Raw genomic sequence first — 24,321 nt, 5'->3', positions numbered from 1 at the left:
GCGGTGTTGCATTTCCTTGAAACAGGCCCACTATGCCTTCGAAAATGCGCCGTGCGGCCCACCTCCTGGCGACTCGCTAAAAGCGCCTCTAAGAGCGAAGCAGTACACTAGCGTCTGCTGATGCTACTGGGGCTGCACAGTCCCCGTGAGGCTTTCCTGGTCGCTGTTCTTCAGAGCAGGGCTGCTCAGCTGGGCGCTGCGGGCCGCCTGTTTGGCCGCCAAATCCCTCAGGTAGCTATCTATATCCCCGGCCTTCAATGCCAGCAATGCCTGTTCCAGACGTCCGTTATGGCGGTATATGTAGAGCCCGCGTTCCAGGGCTTGCTGTGCCCGCTGATGATCGCCGATATGCACATAGGCGCCGGCGAGATCGTAGAACAGTTGAATATCGGGGGTGCGCTGCAGGTATTCATTGGCCCAGGCAATAAAGCCCGCACTGCGTTGCTTGTCATCCAGGCTGTAGCCGATGAGAAGTGACTCCTTCATCAGTAGGTAGGTGGCCTGGCCGGAGAAGTAGAGGTTATTGATGGCGGGCTGGAGGAAGGCAGAATGCTGTCCGCGGCTCTTCATGTAATTGACGATACCGGCGTTGGCCACCAGGGTGTGCAGCAAAAAGGTCGAGCCTGCCACCGGAATGATTAGCAGCAGGCCGGTACAGAGTCCGCGTGCCGCCTGGGACAGTTTGAGGCCAAGGCGTGCCGGGCGCAGACTGAAGCTAAGGTAGAGCAGGAACAGCAGCAGGAACCAGTGGGGTGACGAGATATAAAACGGCAGCTCGACCTGAGTATGCAGCACTATGGGCAGCAGCATGCCGGCCAGCAGCAGGCCGCGCTGCGAGCCCAGCCGTACCAGGCGCCAGGCCACGGCACCGGCGCAGATCAGGATGCCGGCCACGGCCACAAGGCCGCCTTCTACCAGCCAGAACAGCAGCTCGTTGTGGGGGTGGGAATAACGCGGGCCTATATCAAGATCGGGGTGGCGATCCTGAAACCGGCCGCGTTCGTCCTGCCACACGGCCTGAAAGCTTCCCAGTCCGTGTCCGAACAGTGGCGCATTGGCGATGGTATCCAGGGATATTTCGTAGACTGAAAAGCGTACATCAGCCTGACCACCCTGTTGCAGTCGCTCTATCTTGTCGAGCACTGCCGACGACCCCTTTTCGACTTTGTCCGACAGCAGAAAGCTTGAGCCCAGTAATAACGATACACCCAGCGCCAGGGCGATGCCCTTGTGCTGGCGCAGGAAATGACGTCGTCCGGCGAATGTCATCAGCAGGCCCAGGGTACCGCCCAAAAGGCCCATGCGGGAGCCGGTCGACAGCAGCACGCCGCTGCACAGTACCAGGCTGCAGTAGGGCAGGATGCGTATCAACCAGGGCGCGCGCAGGGCGCCCGGCCGGGTCGCCAGGTAGACGGCTACCGGCAGACCGGTGGCCAGAAAGCTCGCTGTAAGGTTGACCTGCTGAAAAATGGCGATGGGCTGACTGCTACTGGCGATCGGCACCAGGGCGCTGAAAAACGGCAGCTGCTGCAACTGAACCCAGCCGATCAGGGCCTGCAGCATAATGCCGCATAAAATCAGCGTCAGGGCCAGTTCGTCGTGCTTGCGCTGCAGGCGAAACTGGAACAGGGCAATAAAGAATCCGAAGCCCCCCAGCACGTAGCCCAGGCGGATCAGCCATTCGGACGGATTGCCGACGCCGGTAACAAAACCGCTGATCAGCAAACCTGCGGGCAGGGCAAAGAGGGCGAGTGCATAACGCGGCATTACCAGCTGTAGCCTGCGCAGTGCAAACAGAAGCCCCGCGGCGGTGACGAAGAGTGCCGCTACCCAGGTGGATGCGTTGTAGGGCAGGTACAGGCCTTCGCCGCCCAGGTTTTGCTGGTAGTACAGCGGCGCGGCCAGGGTTAGCAGGCTGAACAGAACAAAAAACAGCGTTTGCGGACGCTGCAGCGAGGGGTCCCGTTCGAGCCTGAAAGTAAAGGATGGGGTGCGCGTGGCGCTGCTGTTAAGCGACATGGGGCTTTCCTTGCTGAATGGCTAGGTGATGGTAACGCATTTCGCTATGCTGGGCGCACTCTGCACGGACAAAGGATGAAGCAAAGCGGATGTATAGTTGCTGGAACTTTGAGCTTCATGGGCGCCGCCTGGCGGTCATGGAATGGGGTGACCCATCGGCGACGCCTGTGATCGCGTTGCACGGCTGGCTCGATAACGCTGCAACCTTCAGGCAGTTGGCGCCGCTGTTATCGGGTGTGCGCCTTATTGCCATCGATATGGCGGGCCATGGCGAGTCCGGGCATCGCCCGTCGGGGTCGCCCTATTATATCTGGGATAATGTTGCGGACGTGCTGGCCGTCGCCGATCAGCTTGGCGTTGAGCGCTTCAGTGTACTCGGGCACTCGATGGGGGCGGGTGTGGCAATGATGCTGGCCGCCTGTGTGCCTGATCGGGTGGCGCAGCTGTTTCTGATCGAGGGGCTGGCGCCGCTGGTGTATGAGGCCGAGAGTCTGCCGCGCTTGATGGCCGAGGCGTTAAGCAAGCACCGGCGACTGGAGCGCCGGACGCTGCGGCCCTATGACAGTGTTGAGCAGGCGGTCCAGGCGCGCATCAACGGCCGCTGGCCGGTGAGCCGACAGGCGGCGCAGTGGCTGGTAGAACGGGGGCTCGAGCGCTGTCCCACCGGCTGGCGCTGGCGCAGCGATCCTGCGCTGCTACTGCCCTCGGTGGTGCGGCTGAGTGACGCTCAGGTTGAGGCCTTTCTGGTCGCTGTCAGGGCGCCGGTGGCATTGGTGCTGGGGGATAAGGGTATTGATCCTGAGCGCATGCGGCGCCAGTTACCGCTGCTGGCGGATGCACGGCTGCACGTGCTGGCGGGCAATCATCATCTGCATCTGGAGGCGGGTGCCGCCGCAGAGATTGCTACACTGATTATCAATAGCTTGCGTGGATCCAGCGCGGATTGAATCGGTGCGCAGATCTGTTTTAAGGTAAGGGCTCGTATAGGTGTGAGCGTTCGTGGCGAGCTTTTGGGTGATTTTTGAACGGTCGTCGGGTGCTAATCTTGCTGTGACGACCAGGCCCTTGCCAGCGGCAGTAGCTTTTCCTGCTTTAATGCCGCAGGGTGTGGGGTAACAGGGTGCTGCGACCGCCGCCGCAACCGGTCTGTATGTTGAATTGAATGGAGTCTGACCGTGCTGAGAAAAACCTGTTTGATGTTGGCTGGCCTGCTGTTCTCCTGTGCCGCGCTGGCGCAGCCGGATGTCGAGGGGGCGTCCGATTATGGGCAGCTCAAGCGCTTCCCGCTGTCCTGGATCGAAGGCTATCGGCAGGGGCCGACACCGGAATATCTGCTGATGCTGTCTGAGTTGAAGAAGGCCAACAATATAGTGGTAGCCGACAAGCGCAAGGCGCTTGAGGGTGAGCTGACCCGCATTACCTACCGTATTCCCGATTCTCATCAGCCCGGCGATGCCTTCGAGCACTTTCGTGCCCAGCTGATGACCCGGGGCGCCGAGGTGCTGTTCCAGTGCACGGGCAGGGAATGTGGCAGCAGTCATTACTGGGCCAATGATTTCTTTGGTATCGCCCAGCTGTATGGGCTGGATCGCACTCAGGTCTATATGGCGGCCCGTCTTGGGACTGACTACCTGGCGCTCTATGCCGTGCAGCGAGGTAACAGACGCGTGTACCTGCAGCTTGACGTGGTGTCCGTTACCGGTGGCAGCGAGCTGGTGCAGCAGCTGAAAGCAGCGGGCTTTGCGACCCTGCCGATTGATCCGGCGGCGCCGCTGGATGTTGTCGATCCGCTGGTGCAGTTGCTGGCGGAGTTTGAACCGGGTGAGGCCTTCTGGCTGGTGTTGCATCAGCAGGGGAGCGATGTGCAGGAGGCACTGGCTCAGTCAGGGGATATGGCAAAGCAGATCGAGACGGCTGTGCGCAGCGCAGGTGTTGAAAATGTACTGGGCTTTGGTGTAGGTCCGCTGGTGCCCACGGTGCTGGCGGGCAGGAAAGGGGCGCTGGTCGTGATCCGATCCGCGGCGCAGTAATGGAGCGCAAGGTCAGTGTATCCCTGGCGCTGGGCAGCGGAGGCGCCCGCGGTTATGCCCATATAGGGGTCATCGAGGAGTTGGTGCGCCGGGGTTATCACATCAAGGCGATCGCCGGCAGTTCGATGGGTGCATTGGTGGGCGGTATGTATGCCGCCGGCGCGCTGGAGCCCTATCGGGACTGGGTGTCAGGTCTCAAGCGCATCGATATTTTGCGCCTGATGGATGTCACCTTCAGCCGCGGTGCCATTCGTGGTGATCGGGTGTTTGCCAAGCTGCTCGAGCTGGCGGGGGACCCTGATATTGAAAGTCTGCCGCTGAGCTTTACCGCCGTGGCGACGGATCTGTCGCACCAGAAGGAAGTCTGGTTTCAGAAAGGCTCGCTGATGAGTGCCATTCGTGCATCCGCAGCGGTGCCCGGCTTTTTCACCCCTGTAGTGACCGATAACCGCGTGCTGGTGGATGGCGGGGTGCTTAATCCGTTGCCGATTATCCCGACCGTCGCGGCCCATGCCGACATCATAGTGGCGGTGGGCCTGAATACCAGCCGCTACCGCTTGCCGGTGGTGGATATGCCGCAGAATGCCTTTCTTGATCGCAGTGGTTACAGTGACGATGGCGAGGTCCATGCGGAGGGTTTAGCCGCCGTGAATGGTGCTGCGGCTAACGGTGCTGGCGAAAAGGAGCGCTTTGGCGGTCGGCTCGATATTCTGCTGAGCTCCGTTGAGGTGATGCAGAGTTCGCTTAGTGAATACAAGATTGCCGGTTATCCGCCCGATCTGAACATCACTATCCCCAAGGAAGTGTGCAGTTTCTATGAGTTTCACCGTGCCGCAGAGATGATCGAGATTGGCCGGCAGATCGCGCGGGAGCGGCTCGCGGCCATGGAGCAGGGCAGGCTGGCGCTGTCCCATGGCTGATAGCTGATAGCTGATAGCTGATAGCTGATAGCTGATAGCTGATAGCTTAGAGCTAGGCTGTAACTCTCTAGCTGCGAATGAGCGACATGAATTCGTTGCGGGTGGCCGGGCTGTCACGAAACGAGCCCAGCATCATTGAGGTTTTCATGCTGGCGTTCTGCTTCTCAACACCGCGCATCATCATGCACATATGCTGGGCCTCAATCACCACGCCAACGCCTGCGGCATTGGTCACCTGCATGATGGCCTCGGCGATCTGCTTGGTCATGTTTTCCTGAATCTGCAACCTGCGGGCGAACATGTCGACGATGCGGGCAATCTTGGAGAGCCCGACCACGCGGCCCTGGGGTATGTAAGCGACATGGGCCTTGCCGATAAAGGGCAACAGGTGGTGTTCGCACATGGAGTAGAGCTCGATGTCTTTGACCAGCACCATTTCGCTGTTGTCCGACGGAAACAGAGCGCCGTTAACCACGTCGTCCAGGGATTGCTCGTAGCCGCGGGTGAGGAATTTCATGGCTTTGGCCGCCCGCGCCGGTGTGTCTTTCAGGCCTTCGCGGTTGATGTCTTCTCCCAGTGCCTCGATGATCCTTGCGTATTCATTTTCCATGCTGTGCCCCCGGGGTCGGTATGATCTGTCGCTGCATCAGCTATCAGGGTAAACCACTTTTCCCGCTCTTGCGTTTTAACAGCACATAGAGGGCGCCGGTGCCGCCGTCCCTGGGTTGGGCCGAGCAAAACGCCATGACGCCGTGTAGCTGGCGCAGCCAGTCGTTGACCAGCGATTTGAGGATGGGGTGGGCGCCGGCCTGGGAATAGGCCTTGCCATGCACCACCAGTAGCACGCGGGCCTGTTGGCGCAGGCCGTCGTGAATAAAACGACACAGTTCCTCGCGTGCCTGCTCCACGGTCATGCCGTGCAGATCGAGCCCCTGCTCCCAGGGGATATGTCCCTTGCGCAGCCGCTTCATCAGACCGATCTGGATGCCGGGGGCGGCGAACAGCAGTTCATCGCTGGACTCGACGATCTCGGCGGCTTCGCTGGAAAGGCCGTCGATCACCTGCCGGGTTTCGCGGGTGGCAGCGGCGCGCTTGTAGTCAAGGCTCTGCTGATCTGAGGCGGCACGGCCGATATCGGCGCGGTCGTGCTGGTGACGATTCACGTCCTGCATCAGGTTTTCGAATGAAATCACTGAATCATCAGCGGGAAGCTTGTGGTCTGACATGGCGTCACTTCAATATTTTCATTAACATAGGCGCCTTTGGAGCACCGCTTTGGATATTGGGTCTGAGCGCTGTGGTCGCTATGGTGCGGCACAAACTCCCCTCTATTATCGGTTTTGGAATGAGCATCGATCAAGAACAGGTTGTAAATGAGCTGTATACGATACGTGATTTTGTCCGCTGGAGTCTGAGTCAGTTCAGTCGCGAGCAGGTATTTTTCGGTCACGGTACGGACAATGCGTGGGATGAAGCTGTGCAGCTGGTGCTGGGCGCCATCGATCTGCCCTGGGATACCAATCCTGCGGTGATGGATGCACGCCTGACGTACGGCGAGCGCAAACGCGTGGTTGAATTCCTGCGTCAGCGTGTGGAAGAGCGCAAGCCTTTGCCTTACGTGATCGGTGAGGCCTGGTATCTGGGCATGCCATTTTATGTCAACGAAAACGTGCTGATACCGCGTTCCCCCATTGCCGAGCTGATACAGGCACGCTTTTCACCCTGGCTGCGGCCTGGGCCCGTGGAGCGCATTCTGGATCTGTGCGCCGGCAGTGGCTGCATCGGTATCGGCTGTGCCGACGTGTTCGAGGAGGCCGAAGTTGACCTGGTGGATGTCTCGGTCGAGGCGCTGGAGGTGGCGGCACGCAATGTCACCCGCCATGGTCTGGAAGAGCGCGTCAATGTGATCCAGAGCGATCTGTTCAGTTCGTTGCAAGGACGCAGCTACGATCTGATCGTCAGCAACCCGCCCTATGTGGATGCGGCCGACTATGCGTGCATGCCGGCCGAGTTTGGCCACGAGCCCGAACTGGCGCTGACCTCAGGCGAAGACGGGCTGGACATTACCCGCAATATTCTGCGCCAGGCCTGTGAATTTCTGCGCGAGGATGGCCTGCTGGTGGTGGAAGTCGGCAACAGTGAAGTACATCTGATGGCGGAGTTCCCCCAGGTGCCGCTGATCTGGGTTGAGCTTGAGCACGGCAACGGTGTCTTTGCGATCACGGCTAAGGATCTGCGGCAGTATCGCGATTTGTTCTGAGGCTTTGGCTGCTGCGCCTGGCAGCCTGTCGGACAGGCTGCCAACAGGCCAGCAGTTACAGAGTACGTTTAATTTATCACCAGGTGCGGCCAGGGTTGCCGGTTTCGAATCGGCAGCGGGCGCGGTGTCCGGGTTTGCTGTGACAGGAACGCATATGTCTGGAAATAGTTTCGGTAAGCTGTTTACGGTGTCCACCTTTGGCGAAAGTCACGGTCCGGCGCTGGGGTGCGTGGTGGATGGTTGCCCGCCGGGAATCGAGTTGTGTGAAGCCGACCTGCAGGGCGACCTTGATAGGCGCAAGCCTGGCACCTCGCGCCACACGACGCAGCGGCGTGAGCCCGATCAGGTGCGCATTCTGTCCGGCGTGTTCGAGGGGCGCACCACAGGTACGCCCATCGGGCTGCTGATTGAGAATACCGATCAGCGCTCCAAGGATTACTCCAATATCGCGGATACCTTCCGCCCGGCCCATGCCGACTATGTCTACAGCCACAAGTATGGCTTTCGGGATTACCGCGGCGGTGGCCGCTCATCGGCCCGAGAAACCGCCATGCGGGTGGCGGCCGGTGGCATCGCACGCAAGTTCCTGGCCAGCAAGGGCATCGAGGTTGCAGGCTACCTGAGTCAGCTCGGTCCCATTCGTATCGATGAGGCGCGTTTTGACTGGGCCGAGGTTGCGCGCAACCCGTTTTTCAGCCCCGATGCCGAGGCGGCGGCGCGCATGGAAGTCTATATGGATGAGCTGCGCAAGGAGGGCAATTCCATAGGTGCGCGCATTTCCGTGGTTGCACGCAACGTGCCGGTGGGGCTGGGCGAACCAATCTTCGACCGGCTGGATGCGGATCTGGCCCATGCGCTGATGAGCATCAATGCGGTGAAGGGCGTCGAGATCGGGGATGGCTTTGCCGTAGTCGAGCAGAAGGGCACCGAGCATCGTGATGAGATGACGCCCGAAGGGTTTCTGTCCAACCATGCCGGCGGCGTGCTGGGCGGGATTTCCACCGGGCAGGACATTATTGCCCATATCGCCCTCAAGCCCACCTCCAGCCTGCGTCTGCCCGGGCGCAGCATCAATGCCCAGGGTGAGCCGATCGAAGTGGTCACCAAGGGCCGGCACGATCCCTGTGTCGGTATCCGGGCCACCCCCATCGCCGAGGCCATGATGGCCATAGTACTGATGGATCATTACCTGCGTAACCGGGGACAGAACGCGGATGTCACATCCAGCGTGCCGGTGTTGCGTTAAGGTGAACCACGCCGGCGTGGAGCTGGCGTTTTTGTAGAGTAAGCGGCCGCCGCTGGCGGTCACAGCAATCGTATTCAAGGGTTTTACAACGAGATGACTTCGAACTACGCCGAAAAACTGTATGACGGCTATGGCCAGAGCTTTGAGATTGACGAAGTACTGTTTGAACAGCAGACCGACTCCTGGCACCTGATCATCTTCCGCAACAAGAAATTCGGAACAGTGATGGCGCTGGACGGCATCATTCAGACCACCGAGAAAGATGAGTTTGTCTACCACGAGATGCTGACCCATGTGCCGCTGTTTGCCCACGGCGCGGCCAAGCGCGTGCTGATCATCGGCGGCGGTGACGGCGGCATCCTGCGCGAAGTGCTGAAGCACCAGGAAGTTGAGCACGTCACCCAGGTCGAGATCGACCAGGCCGTGATCGACATGTGCAAGACTTACCTGCCGAATCACTCTCAGGGTGCCTTCGACGATGCCCGCGCCAATATCGTTATCGCCGACGGCATCGAGTTCGTGCAGCAGACCGACGAGAAATTCGATGTCATTATTTCTGATTGCACCGATCCTGTGGGTCCCGGTGAAGTGCTGTTCTCCAGCGCCTTTTACGAAGGCTGCAAACGCTGCCTGAACGCGGGTGGTGTCTTCGTGGCACAGAACGGTGTGGCCTACATGCAGGTTGAAGAAGTGCTGACCACGCGCCGTCGCCTGAGCCCGTACTTCAAGGATCAGACCTTCTACTGTGCTGCGGTACCGACCTATATCGGCGGCAACATGACCCTGGCCTGGGGTTCAGATAACGCCAGCCTGCCATCGCAGTCGCTGGATCTGATTGAGCAGCGTTTTGCGGCATCGGGTATCAAGACCCGCTATTACAACCCGGCCATGCATTGCGGCAGCTTTGCATTGCCACAGTTTGTGGTTGATGCCCTCAAGGACGCCTGATAGCGTCCCTGGCTGTGAGCCCTGCGGTTGGCGGGGCTCATGGCCGGTTTTAACCTTCCAGTCCTGATGGGCCGCTCAGGCCACGTCATGAAGGTCCGGCACTGATGTCCGAACCCATTCCCTACCGGCGCCTGTCCGGCTTCTACTTTTTCTACTTTGCGCTGCTCGGCACCATAGTGCCGTACTGGCCGCTGTACCTGAAAAGCCTGGAGTTCGATGCTCGTACCATCGGCATGCTGATGGCCATCGTACAGGCCTCGCGCATCCTGGCGCCCAATATCTGGGGCTGGGCGGCGGATCGCACCGGCCGGCGTATCGAAATTGTGCGCTTTGGCAGTGGCATGACCGCGCTGGTGTTTCTGGCGATTTTCTGGCAGGACAGCGCTGCGGGTATTGCCTGGGTCATGCTGGCCTTCTCGTTTTTCTGGAATGCGGTGCTGCCGCAGTTCGAGGTCATTACGCTCTGTCATCTCGGGGCCCAGCGTGTCCGCTACAGTCTGCTGCGGCTCTGGGGTTCGGTAGGCTTCGTGCTGACCGTGGTGGTGCTGGGCTGGGCACTGGATGTGATTGGCGTCGCTTGGCTGCCCTGGATCATGCTGGGCCTGATGCTGCTGATCTGGTGCACGAGTCTGCTGGTAAACGCGCCTAGACTGAGTGCGGGGCCATCCGGGGGCGGTGAGGGTTTTCTGCGTACGCTGCGCAGCCCTCAGGTGATGGCATTCTACGGCATCGTGTTTCTGGTGCAGTTCGGCCACGGGCCCTATTAAACCTTCTATAGCCTGTTGCTGGAGAGTCTGGGGTACAGTCGTGGCCAGATCGGGCTGCTCTGGGCGCTGGGGGTGATCGCCGAGATTCTGGTGTTCGCCGTCATGCATCGGCTGATCGGCCGTTTTGGCATCCGGACTCTGATGTTGGTCAGTCTCTGGCTCTGTGTGTTGCGCTGGCTGCTGATTGCCTGGATGCCTGACTGGTTGCCGTTGATGTTACTGGCCCAGGTGCTGCATGCCGCGACCTTTGGCTGTCTGCACGCACTGGGTATCAGTCTGGTGCAGCATTATTTTTCCGAGCGCGCCCAGGGGCAGGGGCAGGCACTGTTTTCGAGCCTTGGCTTTGGAGCCGGCGGTGCCGCAGGTGCTCTGACGGCCGGTTTACTCTGGGATGCTCAGGGTTCTGTGGTCGCCTTCATGGCCGCAGCTGCAGCAAGTGCGGTGGCGATTATGTTGGCAATAATCTGGATTCGTCCGGAAAAACTGCAGCAAAATGAGCGTTAGATTTGTATTGCAGTGCAGTTATACTATAGATTCAGTTTGGTCGATCGATCTCGGGGATAGTATGAATTTCAAGATTGATGTGGATATGACGCCGGATGAAATGCGCCGGGTGCTGGGTCTGCCGGACATCGCAGGCTTTCAGCAGGAAATGCTGGACCAGATACGCGAGCGTATGGCGGCAGGGGCGGATGGGTATGATCCCTTGACCCTGTTCAAGCCGTACATGACCGGTGGTCTAGGTTCGATGGAGGCGCTGCAGCAGATGATGCTGAAGATGATGACTAACTATAAAGGTGCGTCTAAGGAAGCCGGGAAAGCTTCTGACTGATGTTGAGGTCGGATCGCGAATGAGTGGAAGCAACGAGAGAACGGGTGCCTTGCGAATATTAAGAAAGTACACCAACCGTCGACTTTACGATACGTCCAAGAGTTGTTACGTGACGCTGGAAGACGTCAAACTGCTGGTGCTCAGCGGTGAGGCATTTCAGGTACAGGACTCCAAAACCGGCAATGATCTTACGCGCAATATTTTGTTGCAGATCATATCGGAGCAGGAAGCTGAAGGTCACGGTACTTTGCTGACCAATCAGGTACTGCAGCAGCTGATCCGTTTTTACGGTGACAGCATGCAGGGCATGATGAGTCAGTATATTGAACAGAGTGTCGGAGCCTTTCTCGAGCATCAGGATCGCATTCGTGAGCAGATGCAGAACATGATGGGCGTGGCCAATCCCCTGACGGTGATGAACCGGCTGGCGGATCAGAATATGGCGATGTGGAACATGTTCAAGCCGGGCGGTCGTACCGCTGAAGACGCCGATGGTGATGCCCCTGTAGACGCAGAGAAGCCGCAGCCGGAAACGGCCAGCAAGCCCGGCAAATAGCCGTCTGCTGATTTCCCCCGCTACTTCCGATGGCAAGTCTTGATGAAAAAAAACCGCCGCTTGAATGCGGCGGTTTCGTATCCGGACATATGCTTTGGCGTTTAACTGTCGCGCTGCAGCAGCCACTGTGCGATATGGGGTGCCAGCAGGGTCTGGGCGCGCTTGCCCACGAAGATGCCGATATGACCTGCGGCCATCGGCAGGGCTTCGTAGTCGCTGGAGGATGTGAGCTCGGCGAGCACGGTGGAGGCGGATGGCGGCACCAGATGGTCCTGCTCGCCATAGATGTTGAGTAGCGGCTGGTGGATGTTGCGCAGATCGACGGCCTTGTCACCGATCATGACCCTTCCCTGTACCAGTTTGTTCTGTTGAAAAAAATCCTGAATGAATTGCCTGAAGGCTTCACCTGCCTGGTCCGGGCTGTCCTGTATCCATTTTTCCATGCGCAGAAAATTGAGTGCCTTGTCCCGGCTTTGCAGCTGATCGGGCATGTGCAGTTGTTTCTGTATGCCAAGGCGCATGGGCATCAGTGACTGGTAGGCGTCATTGAGCATGCTGCCGGGTATGTTGCCGTAGGTTTCCACCGCAAGGTCGGCATCGACTTTCTGCGCCAGGTGGCTGAGCAGGTTGTCCGGGGTGTGAAAATCCACTGGGGTCACCAGTGTGATCAGATTCTTGATTTTGTGCGGATAGATAGCGCTGTAGCACAGACTGAAGGTGCCGCCCTGGCAGATGCCCAGCAAATTGATGCGATCATGCTTGCTGTGCTGGCGTACCTGGTCAACGCAGCTGTCTAGGTAGTCGTTGATGTAGTCATCCAGATCCAGGTGGCTGTCGCCGGCGTCCGGATAGCCCCAGTCGAGCAGGTAGAGGTCGATCCCCAGGGCAAGGAGTTTCTGGACCAGTGAGCGGCGGGCATCAAGATCTACCACGTAAGGTCTGTTGACCAGGGCATAGCAGATCAGTAACGGCGTCTGGCAGCGTTTCGGCGCTTCGCTCACATAGTGCAGCAATCGCAGCTTGTCCTGGCGGTAGCTGACCTCGAAGGCCGAGGGGCCGACGTCAACGGTGCGGATCTCGGCCAGGGTTTGGCAGCTGTCGATAAGCTTGCGGTGATGGGCCTGTACTTCTTCGCAGACCTTGTCGGGGTCCAGGTCGATTCCCTTCATGCTTTGCGTTTCCTGCCGCTTGCTGGCCGCGGGGCCGGTTGCCTGATTTCGTTGCGCAGCGCCTCAAGCTCTGCCCGCAGTGCCTGCATGGCGGCGGTGTTGTCCGGTGCTGTGGCAGTCGCCTCACTACCTTGCTGTTGCAAGCGGCGTACCTGCTTGCGCAGCAGATGGGCTTCGCGGCGCAGTTGCTGCAATTCCTGTTGGGTGGCCAGGCCCGCGGCCTTGAGGCGGGCGTCTCTTACTTGCTGGGCAAATCGTAGCAGGCGCATATGGGCATTGGACAGGCGGCCGTGGGCGGCCTGAAAGGCGCTGCCGAAGGCGTGCTGGCGGTAGGCTTGTTCGTAGTGATCGACCCAGAGGTCGTGCAGGGCACCCAGAGAGGTGACAGCGGTATCGGCCCGGGATAGCTGGGTGCTGAGGGCGGTGGCGGCCTGGTGGCTGATTTCGCCTATCTGGCCCAGGTACAGCTGCAGTGCCTGCTGGTACTCCAGTAGCAGCTGTAGCGCCTCCAGCGCCTTGGCTCTTGATTCTGCGGCGGTTACACCAGGTGTAACAAAAAGCCGGCTGAGCGCATCCAGGGCGGCTCCGTCGAGCAGTTGGTCTGCATTCACGCCGGCTGTGTGCAGCAGGCTGGTGAGGCTGTCCGGCAGTGTCCAGCCCTGGGTGGCATCGCTGCCCGCCTGCTGCTGCAGTGCATGCAGCCAGTGCTCGATGATATCCGTCAGTGTCGCGTCGGATGAAGGGCTCTGCAGGGCCTTGAAAAAGGGCGCTGTATACTGGTTCAGTACAATAATCTGGCCGGCGAGCTGGGCCAGAATGCGCTGTTGCGGCTCGTTGCTCTGGCTGCTGTTGTCTTTGACGTTGCTGTCCTTGAGGACGTCGGCCCAGACCCCGTGCGCTGATGAATCACTGGCGGACAGCTGGGCCCAGTAGGCCTGCTGCTGCTCGAGCCACTTTTCCATCAGGGTACGAAAATCGTCGGTCAAAAGGTGTCTCCGGACGCCGTGCTGCGGATGCCCATATTAATACAGCCCCTTGGCGGTTATGAAGCAATGATGTCGCCAGAATACAGTACTGGCGATCAGCTGACCTCTTCAGTTGTGTTTTCGCCCAGTTCGCGCAGCATTTCCACAAAGCGGAGGGCGGCATTCGACAGTGTTCGATCGCGGTGATAGATGTAGCCCAGCTGGCGCACTATGGGGGCCGATCCCAGATCCAGCACCTTGAGGTCGTCATCAATCAGTGACTGCGGCAGCAGGCTCCAGCCCAGACCAATGCTGACCATCATGCGAATGGTGTCCAGATAGTTGGTGGACATGCCCACGTGCAGCGCCAGATTGTGCTGTTCAAACTGCTGGGTCACCAGTTGGCGGGTAAAGGTGCTGCTGCCGGGCAGTATGGCACTGTAGTGTGTCAGTTCCTGTAGCGACAGCGCTGTTCTGGTGGCCAGCGGGTGCTCTTTGGCAACGACGTAGTGCAGTGGGTCTTGCCAGATGGTCTCAGAGCAGATGCTGGTGTGTGGGTTGGGGGAGAGGGTAATCAGCGCGAGCTCCAGATCACCCTTCAGAATGCCTTCAAAAGCCCGTTCGGACTCATCGAACTTGAGCTCCAGCGTTACCGCGGGGTAGCGCTGGCGATAGGCCTTCAGGATCGGGGGCAGGCGATGCAGGCTGATGTGATGGCTGGCGGCCAGGCTCAGGGGGCCTTGCACCTCCCCGGATAGATTGCCGATCATGCGTCTGGCATCGTCCAGTTCCAGCAGGACCCGGTTGGCGCGGGGCAGCAGCGCGCGCCCGGTTTCGGTCAGGCTGATATGGCGGCCGATGCGATCGAACAGGCGGGTGTCAAGCTGCGCTTCCAGCAGTGAAATACGTTTGCTGATCGCTGACTGAGTCAGAAACAGCTGGCTTGCGGCCTGGGAAAACGAGCCGGTTTGGGCGACGCAGACGAAGGCCTGCAGGGTGTGTGTATCCATGGATCCTGCTCGTAATAGACTGCTTGTCAGTTTATGTATTCCTATTTGGAATTCAAACTATAAAAATAATGAATTTGTTTTGTGTGAATCCCTGGCATAGGATGCGTAAATGTCGCTGCGGGTGAGTCCTGCAGGGAGTTGTCAGCCGATTTGGGAGGAGCGATAAATGGCCGGTAAAACGCTGTATGACAAATTGTGGCAAGACCACCTTGTACGCCAGAACGATGATGGCAGTGCGCTGATTTATATTGATCGCCACCTGTTGCACGAAGTGACATCGCCCCAGGCGTTTGAAGGTCTGCGCATCGCCAACCGCAAACCCTGGCGTATTGATGCCAACCTGGCGACACCTGACCACAACGTGCCGACCACGGAGCGCTCCAGTGGCGTCCAGGGCATCGCTGATCCTGTGTCGCGCATTCAGGTGCAGACGCTGGACGACAATTGCGAGGCTTTCGGCATCACCGAATTCAAGATGAATGATCTGCGCCAGGGCATTGTGCACGTCGTTGGCCCGGAGCAGGGCGCAACCCTGCCGGGCATGACCGTGGTCTGTGGCGACTCCCATACGTCGACTCACGGCGCCTTCGCTACACTGGCGCACGGTATTGGTACCTCCGAGGTTGAGCATGTGCTGGCAACCCAGTGCCTGATCACCAAGAAAATGGACAACATGCTGGTGCGTATTGATGGCCAGCTGGGCACCGGCGTGACCGCCAAGGATGTGATCCTGCATGTCATCGGTGTCATCGGCACCGCGGGCGGTACGGGCTATGCCATTGAGTTTGGCGGTTCGGCCATGGCTGGCATTTCGATGGAAGGGCGCATGACGATCTGCAACATGGCGATCGAGGCCGGTGCGCGTGTGGGTCTGGTGGCCTGCGACCAGGTTACGATCGATTACGTCAAGGGACGGCCCTATTCGCCCAAGGGGAAAAACTGGGATCTGGCGGTTGAGGCCTGGAAGGACCTGGTATCCGATGCCGATGCGCAGTTCGATGCGGTGGTTCAGGTTGATGCGGCCGATATAGAGCCGCAGGTTACCTGGGGTACATCGCCGGAAATGGTCACCGGTGTCAGTGGCAAGGTGCCCAATCCTGAGGCCCAAACCGATGTCACCAAGCGTGAAGGCTACAGCCGCGCGCTGCAATACATGGGGCTGCAGGCGGATCAGGACATCACCACGATTCAGCTGGATCGGGTATTTATCGGTTCCTGCACCAACTCGCGCATTGAAGATCTGCGAGAGGCAGCTGCCGTTGTTAAAGGCCGCAAGGTCGCTGCCACCCTGAAGCAGGCGCTGGTGGTGCCGGGTTCCGGTCTGGTCAAGGCGCAGGCCGAGGCTGAAGGTCTGGACAAGGTATTTATCGATGCGGGTATCGAATGGCGTGAGCCGGGCTGTTCCATGTGTCTGGCCATGAACCCCGACAAGCTGGGCGCGGGCGAGCATTGTGCATCGACCTCGAACCGTAACTTCGAAGGGCGTCAGGGCTTTGGGGGTCGGACCCATCTGGTCAGCCCGGCCATGGCGGCAGCAGCAGCCATTGCCGGTCATTTTGTGGACGTGCGCGAGCTCGTCAAACACTAAGCGCGAAGGAGACCCACTATGAACAAGTTTAATTTGCATCAGGGCATCGTCGCACCGATGGACCGTGCCAATGTCGATACCGACCTGATTATTCCCAAGCAGTTTCTGAAGTCGATCAAGCGCAGCGGCTTTGGCCCCAATCTGTTTGACGAACTGCGTTACCTCGATGAAGGTCAGCCGGATCAGGATGTGAGCCAGCGCCCGATCAACCCCGACTTTGTGCTTAATCAGTCCCGTTACAAAGGTGCCAGCGTTTTGCTGGCCCGCAAGAACTTTGGTTGCGGTTCAAGCCGTGAGCACGCGCCCTGGGCGCTGGAAGATTTCGGTTTTCGCGCCATTATTGCGCCGAGTTTTGCCGACATCTTCTACAACAACTGCTTTAAGAACGGCCTGCTGCCGATCGTGCTGGATGAGTCCGTGGTGGATGAGCTGTTTGTCGAAGCTCAGGCAACCGAAGGCTATGAGCTTGCCATCGACCTGGAGCGCCAGGTGGTCCGCAAACCTGACGGCAGTGAAATCGAATTTAACATTGATGGCTTTCGCCGGCACTGCCTGCTGAACGGGCTGGACGATATTGGCCTGACGCTGCAGTATGCCGATGATATTCACGCCTATGAAGCGCGCCGCGGTGCGGCAGCGCCCTGGCTGTTTGATACTACGAAATAGGAAGTTCGCATGAGCAAGAAAGTTCTGATTCTGCCCGGTGACGGTATTGGCCCGGAAATCGTGCGCGAAGCGCGCAAGGTGCTCAGCTGCGTAAACAGCCAGTTTGACCTGGGGCTCGAAATCGACGAACAACTGGTCGGCGGTGCCGCCATTGATGCCACGGGCAAGCCTCTGCCGGATGAAACTCTGGCGGCGGCCAGGGCGGCGGATGCGATTCTGCTAGGCGCCGTCGGTGGGCCCAAATGGGACAGCATCCCGGACTTTGCCATTCGCCCGGAAAAAGGTCTGCTGGGCATTCGTTCTGCACTGGGTCTGTTCGGCAACCTGCGTCCGGCCATTCTCTATCCGCAGCTGGCCCATGCCTCCAGTCTCAAGCCTGAGGTGGTTGCAGGGCTCGATATCCTCATCGTGCGCGAGCTGACCGGCGGTATCTATTTTGGCCAGCCCCGCGGTGTACGCATCAAGGAAGGCGGTGTGCGTGAGGGCTTTAACACTTACGTCTACGACGAGAATGAGATCCGTCGCATCGGCCGTGTGGCGTTTGAGGCGGCGCGGGCGCGTAACAAGCGTCTGTGCTCCGTCGACAAGGCCAACGTGCTGGAAGTCACGGTGCTGTGGCGTGAGGTCATGATCGAGCTGTCGGCCGAATACCCGGACGTTGAACTGTCGCACATGTATGTGGATAACGCCGCCATGCAGCTGGTGCGTGCGCCCAAGCAGTTTGATGTTATGGTGACGGGCAACATGTTCGGTGACATTCTGTCGGATGCGGCGGCCATGCTGACCGGCTCCATTGGCATGCTGCCCTCGGCCTCGCTGGACGTAAACGGCAAGGGCATGTACGAGCCTTGCCATGGTTCTGCGCCGGATATTGCCGGTCAGGGTATCGCCAACCCGTTGGCAACCATCCTCTCAGTCGCTATGATGTTACGTTACTCTCTGGCGGCGCCGGAAGCTGCGGATAAAATCGAGGCGGCGGTGAGTCAGGTGCTGGATCAGAATCTGCGTACTGCAGACATCATGTCTGCCGGCATGCAGGCGGCCAGCACCTCAGAAATGGGTGATGCTGTGTTGCGTGCGCTGAACGCCTGACCGGCGTCCCTTTTCAGGGCAGCCAAAAGCCAGCCTGACACAGGCTGGCTTTTGTCGTTGGTTATCTTTCCAATCAGTGGGGAAAAGAATGAAACGTGTAGGTTTTGTAGGTTGGCGCGGAATGGTTGGTTCTGTGCTGATGCAACGCATGAGGGACGAGCGGGATTTCGATCAGATCGATGAGCCTGTGTTCTTCACCACTTCTCAGGTCGGCGAAGCCGGCCCGGATATTGGCAAGTCGATTCCGGCTCTGAAAGATGCTCAGGACATTAATGAGCTCAAGCAGATGGATGCGATTATTTCCTGCCAGGGTGGCGACTACACCAAGGATGTTTTCCCCCGGTTGCGTGCGGCGGGCTGGAAAGGCTACTGGATCGATGCGGCATCGTCCCTGCGCATGGATGCCGACAGTCTGATCGTGCTGGACCCGGTCAATCTGAATGTTGTCCAGGATGGCCTCAGCCGTGGCGTGAAGAATTTCATCGGTGGCAACTGCACCGTATCGCTGATGCTGATGGGGCTTGGTGGCTTGTTCAAGGCGGGTCAGATCGAATGGCTGACCTCCATGACCTACCAGGCTGCATCCGGCGGCGGCGCGCGTCACATGCGTGAACTGATCAGCCAGATGGGCATCATTCACGGCTCTGTGGCCGATCAGCTGCACCCCTCCAGCGCCATTCTGGACGTGGATCGCAAGGTGGCGGAAACGCTGCGCAGCGGTCAGATGCCCACCGATAACTTCGGTGTTCCGCTGGCCGGTGGTCTGATCCCATGGATCGACAGCCCGCTGGACAATGGCCAGACCCGCGAAGAGTGGAAGGGTTTTGCCGAAACCAACAAAATCCTGGGACTGTCGGATCGGCCGATCCCCATCGATGGTACCTGTGTGCGCATTGGCGCCATGCGCTGCCACAGCCAGGCGTTTACCATCAAGCTGAAGCAGGATATCCCGCTGGATGAAATCGAGGGCATGATTGCTGATGCCAACGATTGGGTGAAGCTGGTGCCCAACGATCGCGAACTGACCATGAGCGAGCTGACGCCCGCCAAGGTCACAGGTACGCTGTCGGTGCCGGTGGGGCGCGTGCGCAAGATGAACCTTGGTGGTGAATACCTCAATGCCTTCAGTGTTGGCGATCAGCTGCTCTGGGGCGCGGCCGAGCCGCTGCGCCGCATGCTGCGGATTTTGATGGCCGACTGATCACTGCCTTTACGCAGTGACACAATTTGAACCTGGCGCAGCGCAGCTGTCGCCGGGTTTTTCGCCAGCCCGACATGTTCGGGCTGGCCTGCTTTTGGAGATGTGATGAGTCAGACCTATAACGTCGCAGTAGTTGGCGCGACCGGCCTTGTTGGCGAGGCCATGATCGAGCTGCTGGAATCCCGGGGTTTCCCGATCGAAAACCTGTACCCGCTGGGCAGTGATAACTCTGCCGGCGGCGTGGTGTACTTTAACGGCAAGTCTCGTCGGGTAAAAAACGTTGCCGATTTTGATTTCTCCCAGGTGCAGATAGCGCTCTTCGCGGCAGGTGCTGATGTCGCGGCCCAGTACGCCCCTGTGGCGGTCGAGGCGGGTGCGGTGGTCATCGACAACAGTTCCTGCTTTCGTGATGAACCCGAAGTGCCACTGATCGTGCCTGAAGTAAACCCGGAGCGTATTCACGACCACTGTGGCATTATCGCCAATCCCAACTGCTCAACGATCCAGATGCTGGTGGCGGTCGCGCCTATCTACCGCAGCGCCGGTATTCGTCGTATCAATGTGGCAACCTATCAGTCGGTGTCTGGCGGTGGTCGCAAGGCAGTCGAAGAGCTGGCGCGCCAGACGGCGCTGCTGCTCAATGGGCAGGATATCGATGTGCAGGTTTTCCCCAAACAAATGGCTTTCAACGTGCTGCCGCAAATCGACGGTTTTGACGATAACGGTTATACGCACGAAGAAATGAAAATGGTCAATGAGACGCGCAAGATCCTCGAAGATGACGACATCGGCGTGAATCCGACCTGTGTGCGTGTGCCGGTGTTCTTTGGTCACAGCGAAGCGGTGCATATCGAAACTCGCGAGCAGATCAGTGCGCTTGAAGTGCGCGAAATGCTGCAGATGGCGCCCGGTGTTGAGGTGATTGACGAAGCGGTTGACGGTGGTTGGGCTACGCCGGTGACCGAGGCGACGGGCAAGGATGCGGTCTTCGTGAGCCGTATTCGTGAAGATATTTCCAGCGAAAATGGCATTGATATGTGGGTTGTATCGGACAACCTGCGCAAGGGGGCGGCCCTGAACGCAGTGCAGATTGCCGAGTTGCTGGTCCAGGCGGGACTGTAAAATCGGATTGAAAAGGGCTGCGGCCCTTTTTTAATGCTATTTTTTCCTGAAGGAAGTGGCCTGCAGGCTAATAAAGCGCTTCTGTCCGGTGCTTTCCTTGACCGTTTCCTACTTTATAAATAATACTCTGTTCGATATTCGGAATCGCAACTGTCTGATTTGATGGCGTAATCAGACAGTGGACAAAAGGAACAAGCAGATGTTGCGCAAACTTGCTTTAAGTCTAGCTGTAGCGGGAGTTCTGGGGGCCAGTCAGGCACATGCCTTGGGTCTGGGCCAAATCCGAATCAAGTCAGCCTTGAATGAGCCGCTCGATGCGGAAATTCAGTTGCTGCAGGTACGCGATCTGGATCCATTGCAGGTGGTGCCAAAGATGGCGGACCTGGATCAGTTTGCGATGGCGGGTATCGATCGCTCCCGGCTGCTTTCCGATGTTCAATTTTCGGTCAATATCAATCAGAACGGTACCGGCAGCATTCGGCTGACATCAAGCCGTCCTGTGCGTGAGCCCTTTCTGAATCTGCTGGTGGAGGTCAACTGGCCTAATGGCCGGCTCGTACGCGAGTATACGGTGCTGCTGGACCCGCCGGCCTTCCAGGCTGCACCCGTTGGCGGCAGTGCCACGCCTGTGCCTGCACAGGCAAGCCGGAGTAGCGTACCTGCTCCGCAGCCGGTGTTTGCGGCACCCTCGCGCGCCCGTCCGCCGGCCAATAATATCCGCAGCAACATGAATGCTCAGACCGAGGTCTTCGTTGAAACCAACGATACGCTAGGGGGGCTGGCCAAGCGTCATTCGCCCGGCGCTGGCACCAGTATCAATCAGATGATGCTGGCGTTGCAGCGCAAGAATCCACAGGCATTTCCCAGTTCCAATATCAATTTCCTCAAAGCCGGCGTAGTGCTCGAACTGCCGAGTCTGAATGAAGTGCAGGCGCTCAGTGCCCGGGAAGCCACCAATGAAGTGGCGCGTCAGATGCAGCGCTGGAAAGCAGGATCGGCGGCACCCGCGCCGAGCGCTCCGCAGGAAGATGGCTCAAAAAAAAAGCCGCTAGCCCCGGCTGATTCTCAGCCGACATCGGCTGTGGCCGATGCGGGGCAGCTGAAAATTTTAAGTGCGCCTGACCAGGGGCAGGTCGCGCCGGTGCAGGACGAAGCAGGTGCCAGCAAGGTGGTCGAAGCGCCCGTCGCTGATCCTGAAAAAGCCGAGCTGCTGCGACGCAATGAGGAGCTCGAGAATCGCCTCGCAGTGACCCAGGAGTCGGTCGACAAGATCGAACGTGACAATACTGAACTTAATGACAAACTCACCGCCATTTCGCAGCAGATGGAAACCCTGCAGCGCCTGTTGGAACTCAAGGACCAGCAGCTGGCTGCGTTGCAGGATCAGCTGCAGCAGGTTCAGCCCGTCGCGGCAGTGCCTGCAGCGCCCGCCAAGGCGACCCCTGAGAGCCCCTCTGGTCTGGTTGAAACTATATTGCAAACGCCGGCCTACATGGCGGGTCTGGGGGCGGTCATCGGCGGCTTGCTGGTGGGGCTGCTGGCCCTTGGGCGCAAGCGGCGTGAAGATGATGAGGTGATTGAAGACGCTGCTGAAGAGGCACCTGAGGCGCCGGCGTCCAAGGCCGGCGATGCGCCAGACAGCGCGCTGGCAGGTGGCGCTGTTGCTGCAGCAGCGGGTGCAGCAGCGGGCGCAACGGCTGTCTGGATTGCTGACGAGGAGCTGGATCAGGACGCCCGTGATGCCAAGGCGGAATTCGAGGCTTCCCATGCCAGCGTAGCGGATGATACGGACGATTTTGATCTGGACCTGGATCTGGAACTTGCCGACGAGATGCAGACGGCACCGGCCGCCGCAGTCACCGCAGTTTCGTCCGATCGGCCGTTGTTCGACGACGACGAGTTCGACCTGAGCCTGGATACGGACTTCGAGGAAGACATGCCGGTTCAGGATCAGATCGCCGGGGTTGATGACGACTTCGATGAAAGTCTGGATGATTTGCTCGGGCCTGCCAACGGCGATGAGGCCGATGCCGAACGGGCTGATCTGCGCTCGGGCATGGGGCAGCTGGGAGGCGAGGTTGAAGTCTTTGATGAGCCTGAAGACACGCTGGAAAGCCTGGGGCTCGATTCGGTGATTGCGGGCAGCAATGTCCCCAAGTCGGCGGAAGAGGAAGTCTCTGACTACCGTCCGGGTGACAAGGTCGACGCCAGCGACAGCGATACAGAAACAGAGAGTGACGAGCTGGATTATCGCCTTAACCAGGTCGCACCGCTGGATTTGTCGCAGGATGATGACTTGATGGATCTGACAGCGGGGTCGGGCGATGCGCACGCAGCCAGGGCTGAAGAGGGCGCCGAGTCTGTTTCCGAGGTCGAGTTCTCCAGCGCTACTGCACAGGGGCAGGACGCTGAAGGTTTTGCTGCTAAAAGCGTTGAAGCTGCAGAGCTCGAGGCGGCCATTGATACTGCCCCAAACAGTGACGCCGCTGCACCTGCAGAGGATGCGCTTGAGTTCGAACTGGACGATGAACTGGTGTTCAATCCGCCAGAGGCGAGCGATGCAGAGCAGGCTGAGCTGGCCGAAGAGGCTGTTGCAGGCGAGCCGCTGGATGAGCTAGATGCCCTGCTGGCGGAAAATCTGGATGCCGATGATCAGGATGATACCGATGCCATAGTGCTGGCTGAAAATGCTGACGATGATCTGGATGCCATGCTGGCCGCGCTGGAGTCTGAATCCGGCAGTGATGCGGACGCGGATGAGATGGATGTCACCATCGACGACGAGATGGATCTGGATACCGAGTTGGAAGCGTTGCTGGGCTCAGTGGATGACGATATCGCGCTTGACGACAGCGGCGCCGATGACGAAGATCGCGGCTTCGATGACATGGGCTTCCTGGAGGGTACCGACGAGGTCGAAACCAAGCTTGACCTGGCCCGCGCCTATATCGATATGGAAGACCGCGACGGTGCCAAGGATATACTGAGTGAAATACTGAGCGACGGCAGTGACGTCCAGCAACAGGAAGCTCGCAAACTGATGGAGTCTATAGCGTAAGTTCATGAAGTCTGAAATAGAAACTACTACGGGGGCGATTTCGATCGCCCCCGTCCGTTATGCGCTCTGTGTCGAATATGCCGGCTTCGCCTACCGGGGCTGGCAGACACAGAAAACCAACAATGTGCCCAGTGTTCAGGAAACGGTGGAGAAGGCGCTTAGCCGGGTCGCCAACGAGCCGGTTAATGTCGTCTGCGCCGGGCGTACCGATGCCGGCGTCAGTGGCAGCTACCAGATCATTCATTTCGATACGACGGCCAAGCGTGATGAACGCGCCTGGGTGCTGGGGACCAATACTAATCTGCCGGATGATATCGCCATCCAGTGGGCACGCCAGATGGATGATAGTTTTCATGCCCGCTTCAGCGCCCGGGAGCGACGTTACCGCTATCTGATTCGCTCGGCTCCAGTGAAACCTGCGCTGCTGGCCCGCGGCGTGACCTGGACCCACAAAAGGCTTGATCTTGCGCGCATGAATGCGGCGGCAACATACCTGGTTGGCGAACACGATTTCACTTCCTATCGCGCCATTGGCTGTCAGGCCAAGAGTCCTGTGCGGGAAGTGCGTGTGCTGCAGGTTTACCGTGCCGGTGAGCTGATTGTCATCGATGTGCAGGCCAATGCGTTCTTGCATCACATGGTGCGCAATATTGCCGGTGTGCTCATGACCGTGGGTGCCGGCGAGGCTGAGCCCGAATGGGCGCAGGACGTGTTGCAGGCGCGGGACAGGCGCAAGGGCGGCATTACGGCGCCGCCCCATGGGCTCTATTTCGTCGATGTGCGCTATCCGGAACATTTCAAGCTGCCGCCATCGCCGCTGGGGCCCTATTTCCTGGGCGGGGCGGACTGACTTTAGCCCGGTCCTTCTGGTA

Annotated in this window: 21 protein-coding genes and 1 pseudogene; 16 read left to right on the top strand and 6 right to left on the bottom strand. The window is 59.0% G+C overall.

Annotation, left to right across the window (positions count from 1 at the left end; genetic code table 11):
* Positions 1–123: 123 nt before the first annotated feature.
* The gene (locus tag A8C75_RS12940; RefSeq protein WP_067383001.1) at positions 124–2,019 is read right to left on the bottom strand and encodes a Wzy polymerase domain-containing protein; all 1,896 of its coding nucleotides are present in this window, start codon (positions 2,017–2,019) and stop codon (positions 124–126) included.
* Positions 2,020–2,108: 89 nt separating this feature from the next.
* Here A8C75_RS12940 and A8C75_RS12935 point away from each other — a divergent pair, with 89 nt between their 5' ends.
* The 3 genes from A8C75_RS12935 to A8C75_RS12925 all read left to right on the top strand — a co-directional run bounded on the left by A8C75_RS12935 (position 2,109) and on the right by A8C75_RS12925 (position 4,969).
* On the top strand, positions 2,109–2,966 hold the full coding sequence (locus tag A8C75_RS12935; protein ID WP_067382998.1) for an alpha/beta fold hydrolase: 858 nt from the start codon (positions 2,109–2,111) through the stop codon (positions 2,964–2,966).
* Between the two features lie 228 nt (positions 2,967–3,194).
* Entirely contained in the window at positions 3,195–4,049 is an 855-nt protein-coding gene (locus A8C75_RS12930; RefSeq protein ID WP_157890291.1) for a DUF4892 domain-containing protein, read from the top strand.
* Positions 4,049–4,969 (top strand): patatin-like phospholipase family protein, encoded by a 921-nt coding sequence (locus tag A8C75_RS12925; protein WP_067382992.1) that lies wholly within the window; start codon positions 4,049–4,051, stop codon positions 4,967–4,969. Before A8C75_RS12930 ends, A8C75_RS12925 begins: the two co-directional genes overlap by 1 nt.
* Positions 4,970–5,036: 67 nt before the next feature.
* Here A8C75_RS12925 and folE read toward each other — a convergent pair whose 3' ends face one another.
* Positions 5,037–5,579, bottom strand: a complete 543-nt coding sequence (gene folE / locus A8C75_RS12920) for a GTP cyclohydrolase I FolE (RefSeq protein ID WP_067382988.1) — start codon at positions 5,577–5,579, stop codon at positions 5,037–5,039.
* A gap of 43 nt (positions 5,580–5,622) precedes the next feature.
* Positions 5,623–6,195 carry a Smr/MutS family protein gene (locus A8C75_RS12915; protein ID WP_067382985.1) on the bottom strand — a complete coding sequence of 191 codons (573 nt, stop codon included), beginning with the start codon at positions 6,193–6,195 and terminating at the stop codon, positions 5,623–5,625.
* 119 nt (positions 6,196–6,314) lie between these two features.
* Between A8C75_RS12915 and prmB the strand changes: the two genes are divergently transcribed.
* The 6 genes and pseudogenes from prmB (at position 6,315) to phaR (ending at position 11,578) form a co-directional block, all read left to right on the top strand.
* Positions 6,315–7,229, top strand: coding sequence for a 50S ribosomal protein L3 N(5)-glutamine methyltransferase (gene prmB / locus A8C75_RS12910; RefSeq protein ID WP_067382980.1), 915 nt, complete (start codon positions 6,315–6,317; stop codon positions 7,227–7,229).
* A gap of 154 nt (positions 7,230–7,383) precedes the next feature.
* The gene (aroC, locus tag A8C75_RS12905) at positions 7,384–8,475 is read left to right on the top strand and encodes a chorismate synthase (protein ID WP_067382978.1); all 1,092 of its coding nucleotides are present in this window, start codon (positions 7,384–7,386) and stop codon (positions 8,473–8,475) included.
* Positions 8,476–8,568: 93 nt separating this feature from the next.
* Positions 8,569–9,423, top strand: a complete 855-nt coding sequence (gene speE, locus A8C75_RS12900) for a polyamine aminopropyltransferase (protein WP_067382976.1) — start codon at positions 8,569–8,571, stop codon at positions 9,421–9,423.
* Positions 9,424–9,527: 104 nt separating this feature from the next.
* Positions 9,528–10,694: pseudogene (locus tag A8C75_RS12895) on the top strand (MFS transporter).
* 61 nt (positions 10,695–10,755) lie between these two features.
* On the top strand, positions 10,756–11,022 hold the full coding sequence (locus A8C75_RS12890; RefSeq protein ID WP_067382973.1) for a DUF6489 family protein: 267 nt from the start codon (positions 10,756–10,758) through the stop codon (positions 11,020–11,022).
* A gap of 49 nt (positions 11,023–11,071) precedes the next feature.
* Positions 11,072–11,578: a polyhydroxyalkanoate synthesis repressor PhaR gene (gene phaR, locus A8C75_RS12885; protein ID WP_067382971.1), complete on the top strand. Its 507-nt coding sequence runs from the start codon at positions 11,072–11,074 to the stop codon at positions 11,576–11,578.
* A gap of 101 nt (positions 11,579–11,679) precedes the next feature.
* Here the strand turns inward: phaR and phaC are convergent, their stop codons facing one another.
* The 3 genes from phaC to A8C75_RS12870 all read right to left on the bottom strand — a co-directional run bounded on the left by phaC (position 11,680) and on the right by A8C75_RS12870 (position 14,722).
* On the bottom strand, positions 11,680–12,747 hold the full coding sequence (gene phaC, locus A8C75_RS12880) for a class III poly(R)-hydroxyalkanoic acid synthase subunit PhaC (RefSeq protein ID WP_067382968.1): 1,068 nt from the start codon (positions 12,745–12,747) through the stop codon (positions 11,680–11,682).
* Positions 12,744–13,733, bottom strand: coding sequence for a poly(R)-hydroxyalkanoic acid synthase subunit PhaE (locus A8C75_RS12875; protein ID WP_067382965.1), 990 nt, complete (start codon positions 13,731–13,733; stop codon positions 12,744–12,746). The genes phaC and A8C75_RS12875 overlap by 4 nt, the downstream gene beginning before the upstream one ends.
* 95 nt (positions 13,734–13,828) lie before the next feature.
* Entirely contained in the window at positions 13,829–14,722 is an 894-nt protein-coding gene (locus A8C75_RS12870) for a LysR family transcriptional regulator (RefSeq protein WP_067382962.1), read from the bottom strand.
* Between the two features lie 166 nt (positions 14,723–14,888).
* On the opposite strand from A8C75_RS12870, the gene leuC reads away from it, so the two are divergent.
* From leuC to truA, 7 genes are all read left to right on the top strand, one after another.
* Positions 14,889–16,310, top strand: coding sequence for a 3-isopropylmalate dehydratase large subunit (gene leuC / locus A8C75_RS12865; protein WP_067382959.1), 1,422 nt, complete (start codon positions 14,889–14,891; stop codon positions 16,308–16,310).
* Between the two features lie 18 nt (positions 16,311–16,328).
* A complete protein-coding gene (gene leuD / locus A8C75_RS12860; RefSeq protein WP_067382956.1) occupies positions 16,329–16,976 on the top strand; it encodes a 3-isopropylmalate dehydratase small subunit in 648 nt (215 codons plus the stop codon).
* A gap of 9 nt (positions 16,977–16,985) precedes the next feature.
* A complete protein-coding gene (gene leuB / locus A8C75_RS12855) occupies positions 16,986–18,068 on the top strand; it encodes a 3-isopropylmalate dehydrogenase (protein ID WP_067382953.1) in 1,083 nt (360 codons plus the stop codon).
* 88 nt (positions 18,069–18,156) lie between these two features.
* Positions 18,157–19,269 carry an aspartate-semialdehyde dehydrogenase gene (gene asd, locus A8C75_RS12850; protein WP_067382951.1) on the top strand — a complete coding sequence of 371 codons (1,113 nt, stop codon included), beginning with the start codon at positions 18,157–18,159 and terminating at the stop codon, positions 19,267–19,269.
* 105 nt (positions 19,270–19,374) lie between these two features.
* Entirely contained in the window at positions 19,375–20,391 is a 1,017-nt protein-coding gene (locus A8C75_RS12845; protein WP_067382947.1) for an aspartate-semialdehyde dehydrogenase, read from the top strand.
* A 199-nt stretch (positions 20,392–20,590) separates the two neighbouring features.
* On the top strand, positions 20,591–23,449 hold the full coding sequence (locus A8C75_RS12840) for a FimV/HubP family polar landmark protein (protein ID WP_084784051.1): 2,859 nt from the start codon (positions 20,591–20,593) through the stop codon (positions 23,447–23,449).
* 4 nt (positions 23,450–23,453) lie between these two features.
* Positions 23,454–24,299, top strand: coding sequence for a tRNA pseudouridine(38-40) synthase TruA (gene truA, locus A8C75_RS12835; RefSeq protein ID WP_067382942.1), 846 nt, complete (start codon positions 23,454–23,456; stop codon positions 24,297–24,299).
* Positions 24,300–24,321: the final 22 nt, after the last annotated feature.

It is taken from the genome of Marinobacterium aestuarii (assembly GCF_001651805.1).
GTDB classification, from domain to species: domain Bacteria; phylum Pseudomonadota; class Gammaproteobacteria; order Pseudomonadales; family Balneatricaceae; genus Marinobacterium_A; species Marinobacterium_A aestuarii.
Note: the sequence above shows the minus strand (reverse complement) of the source record. Positions and strands in the feature narration are given on the sequence as shown.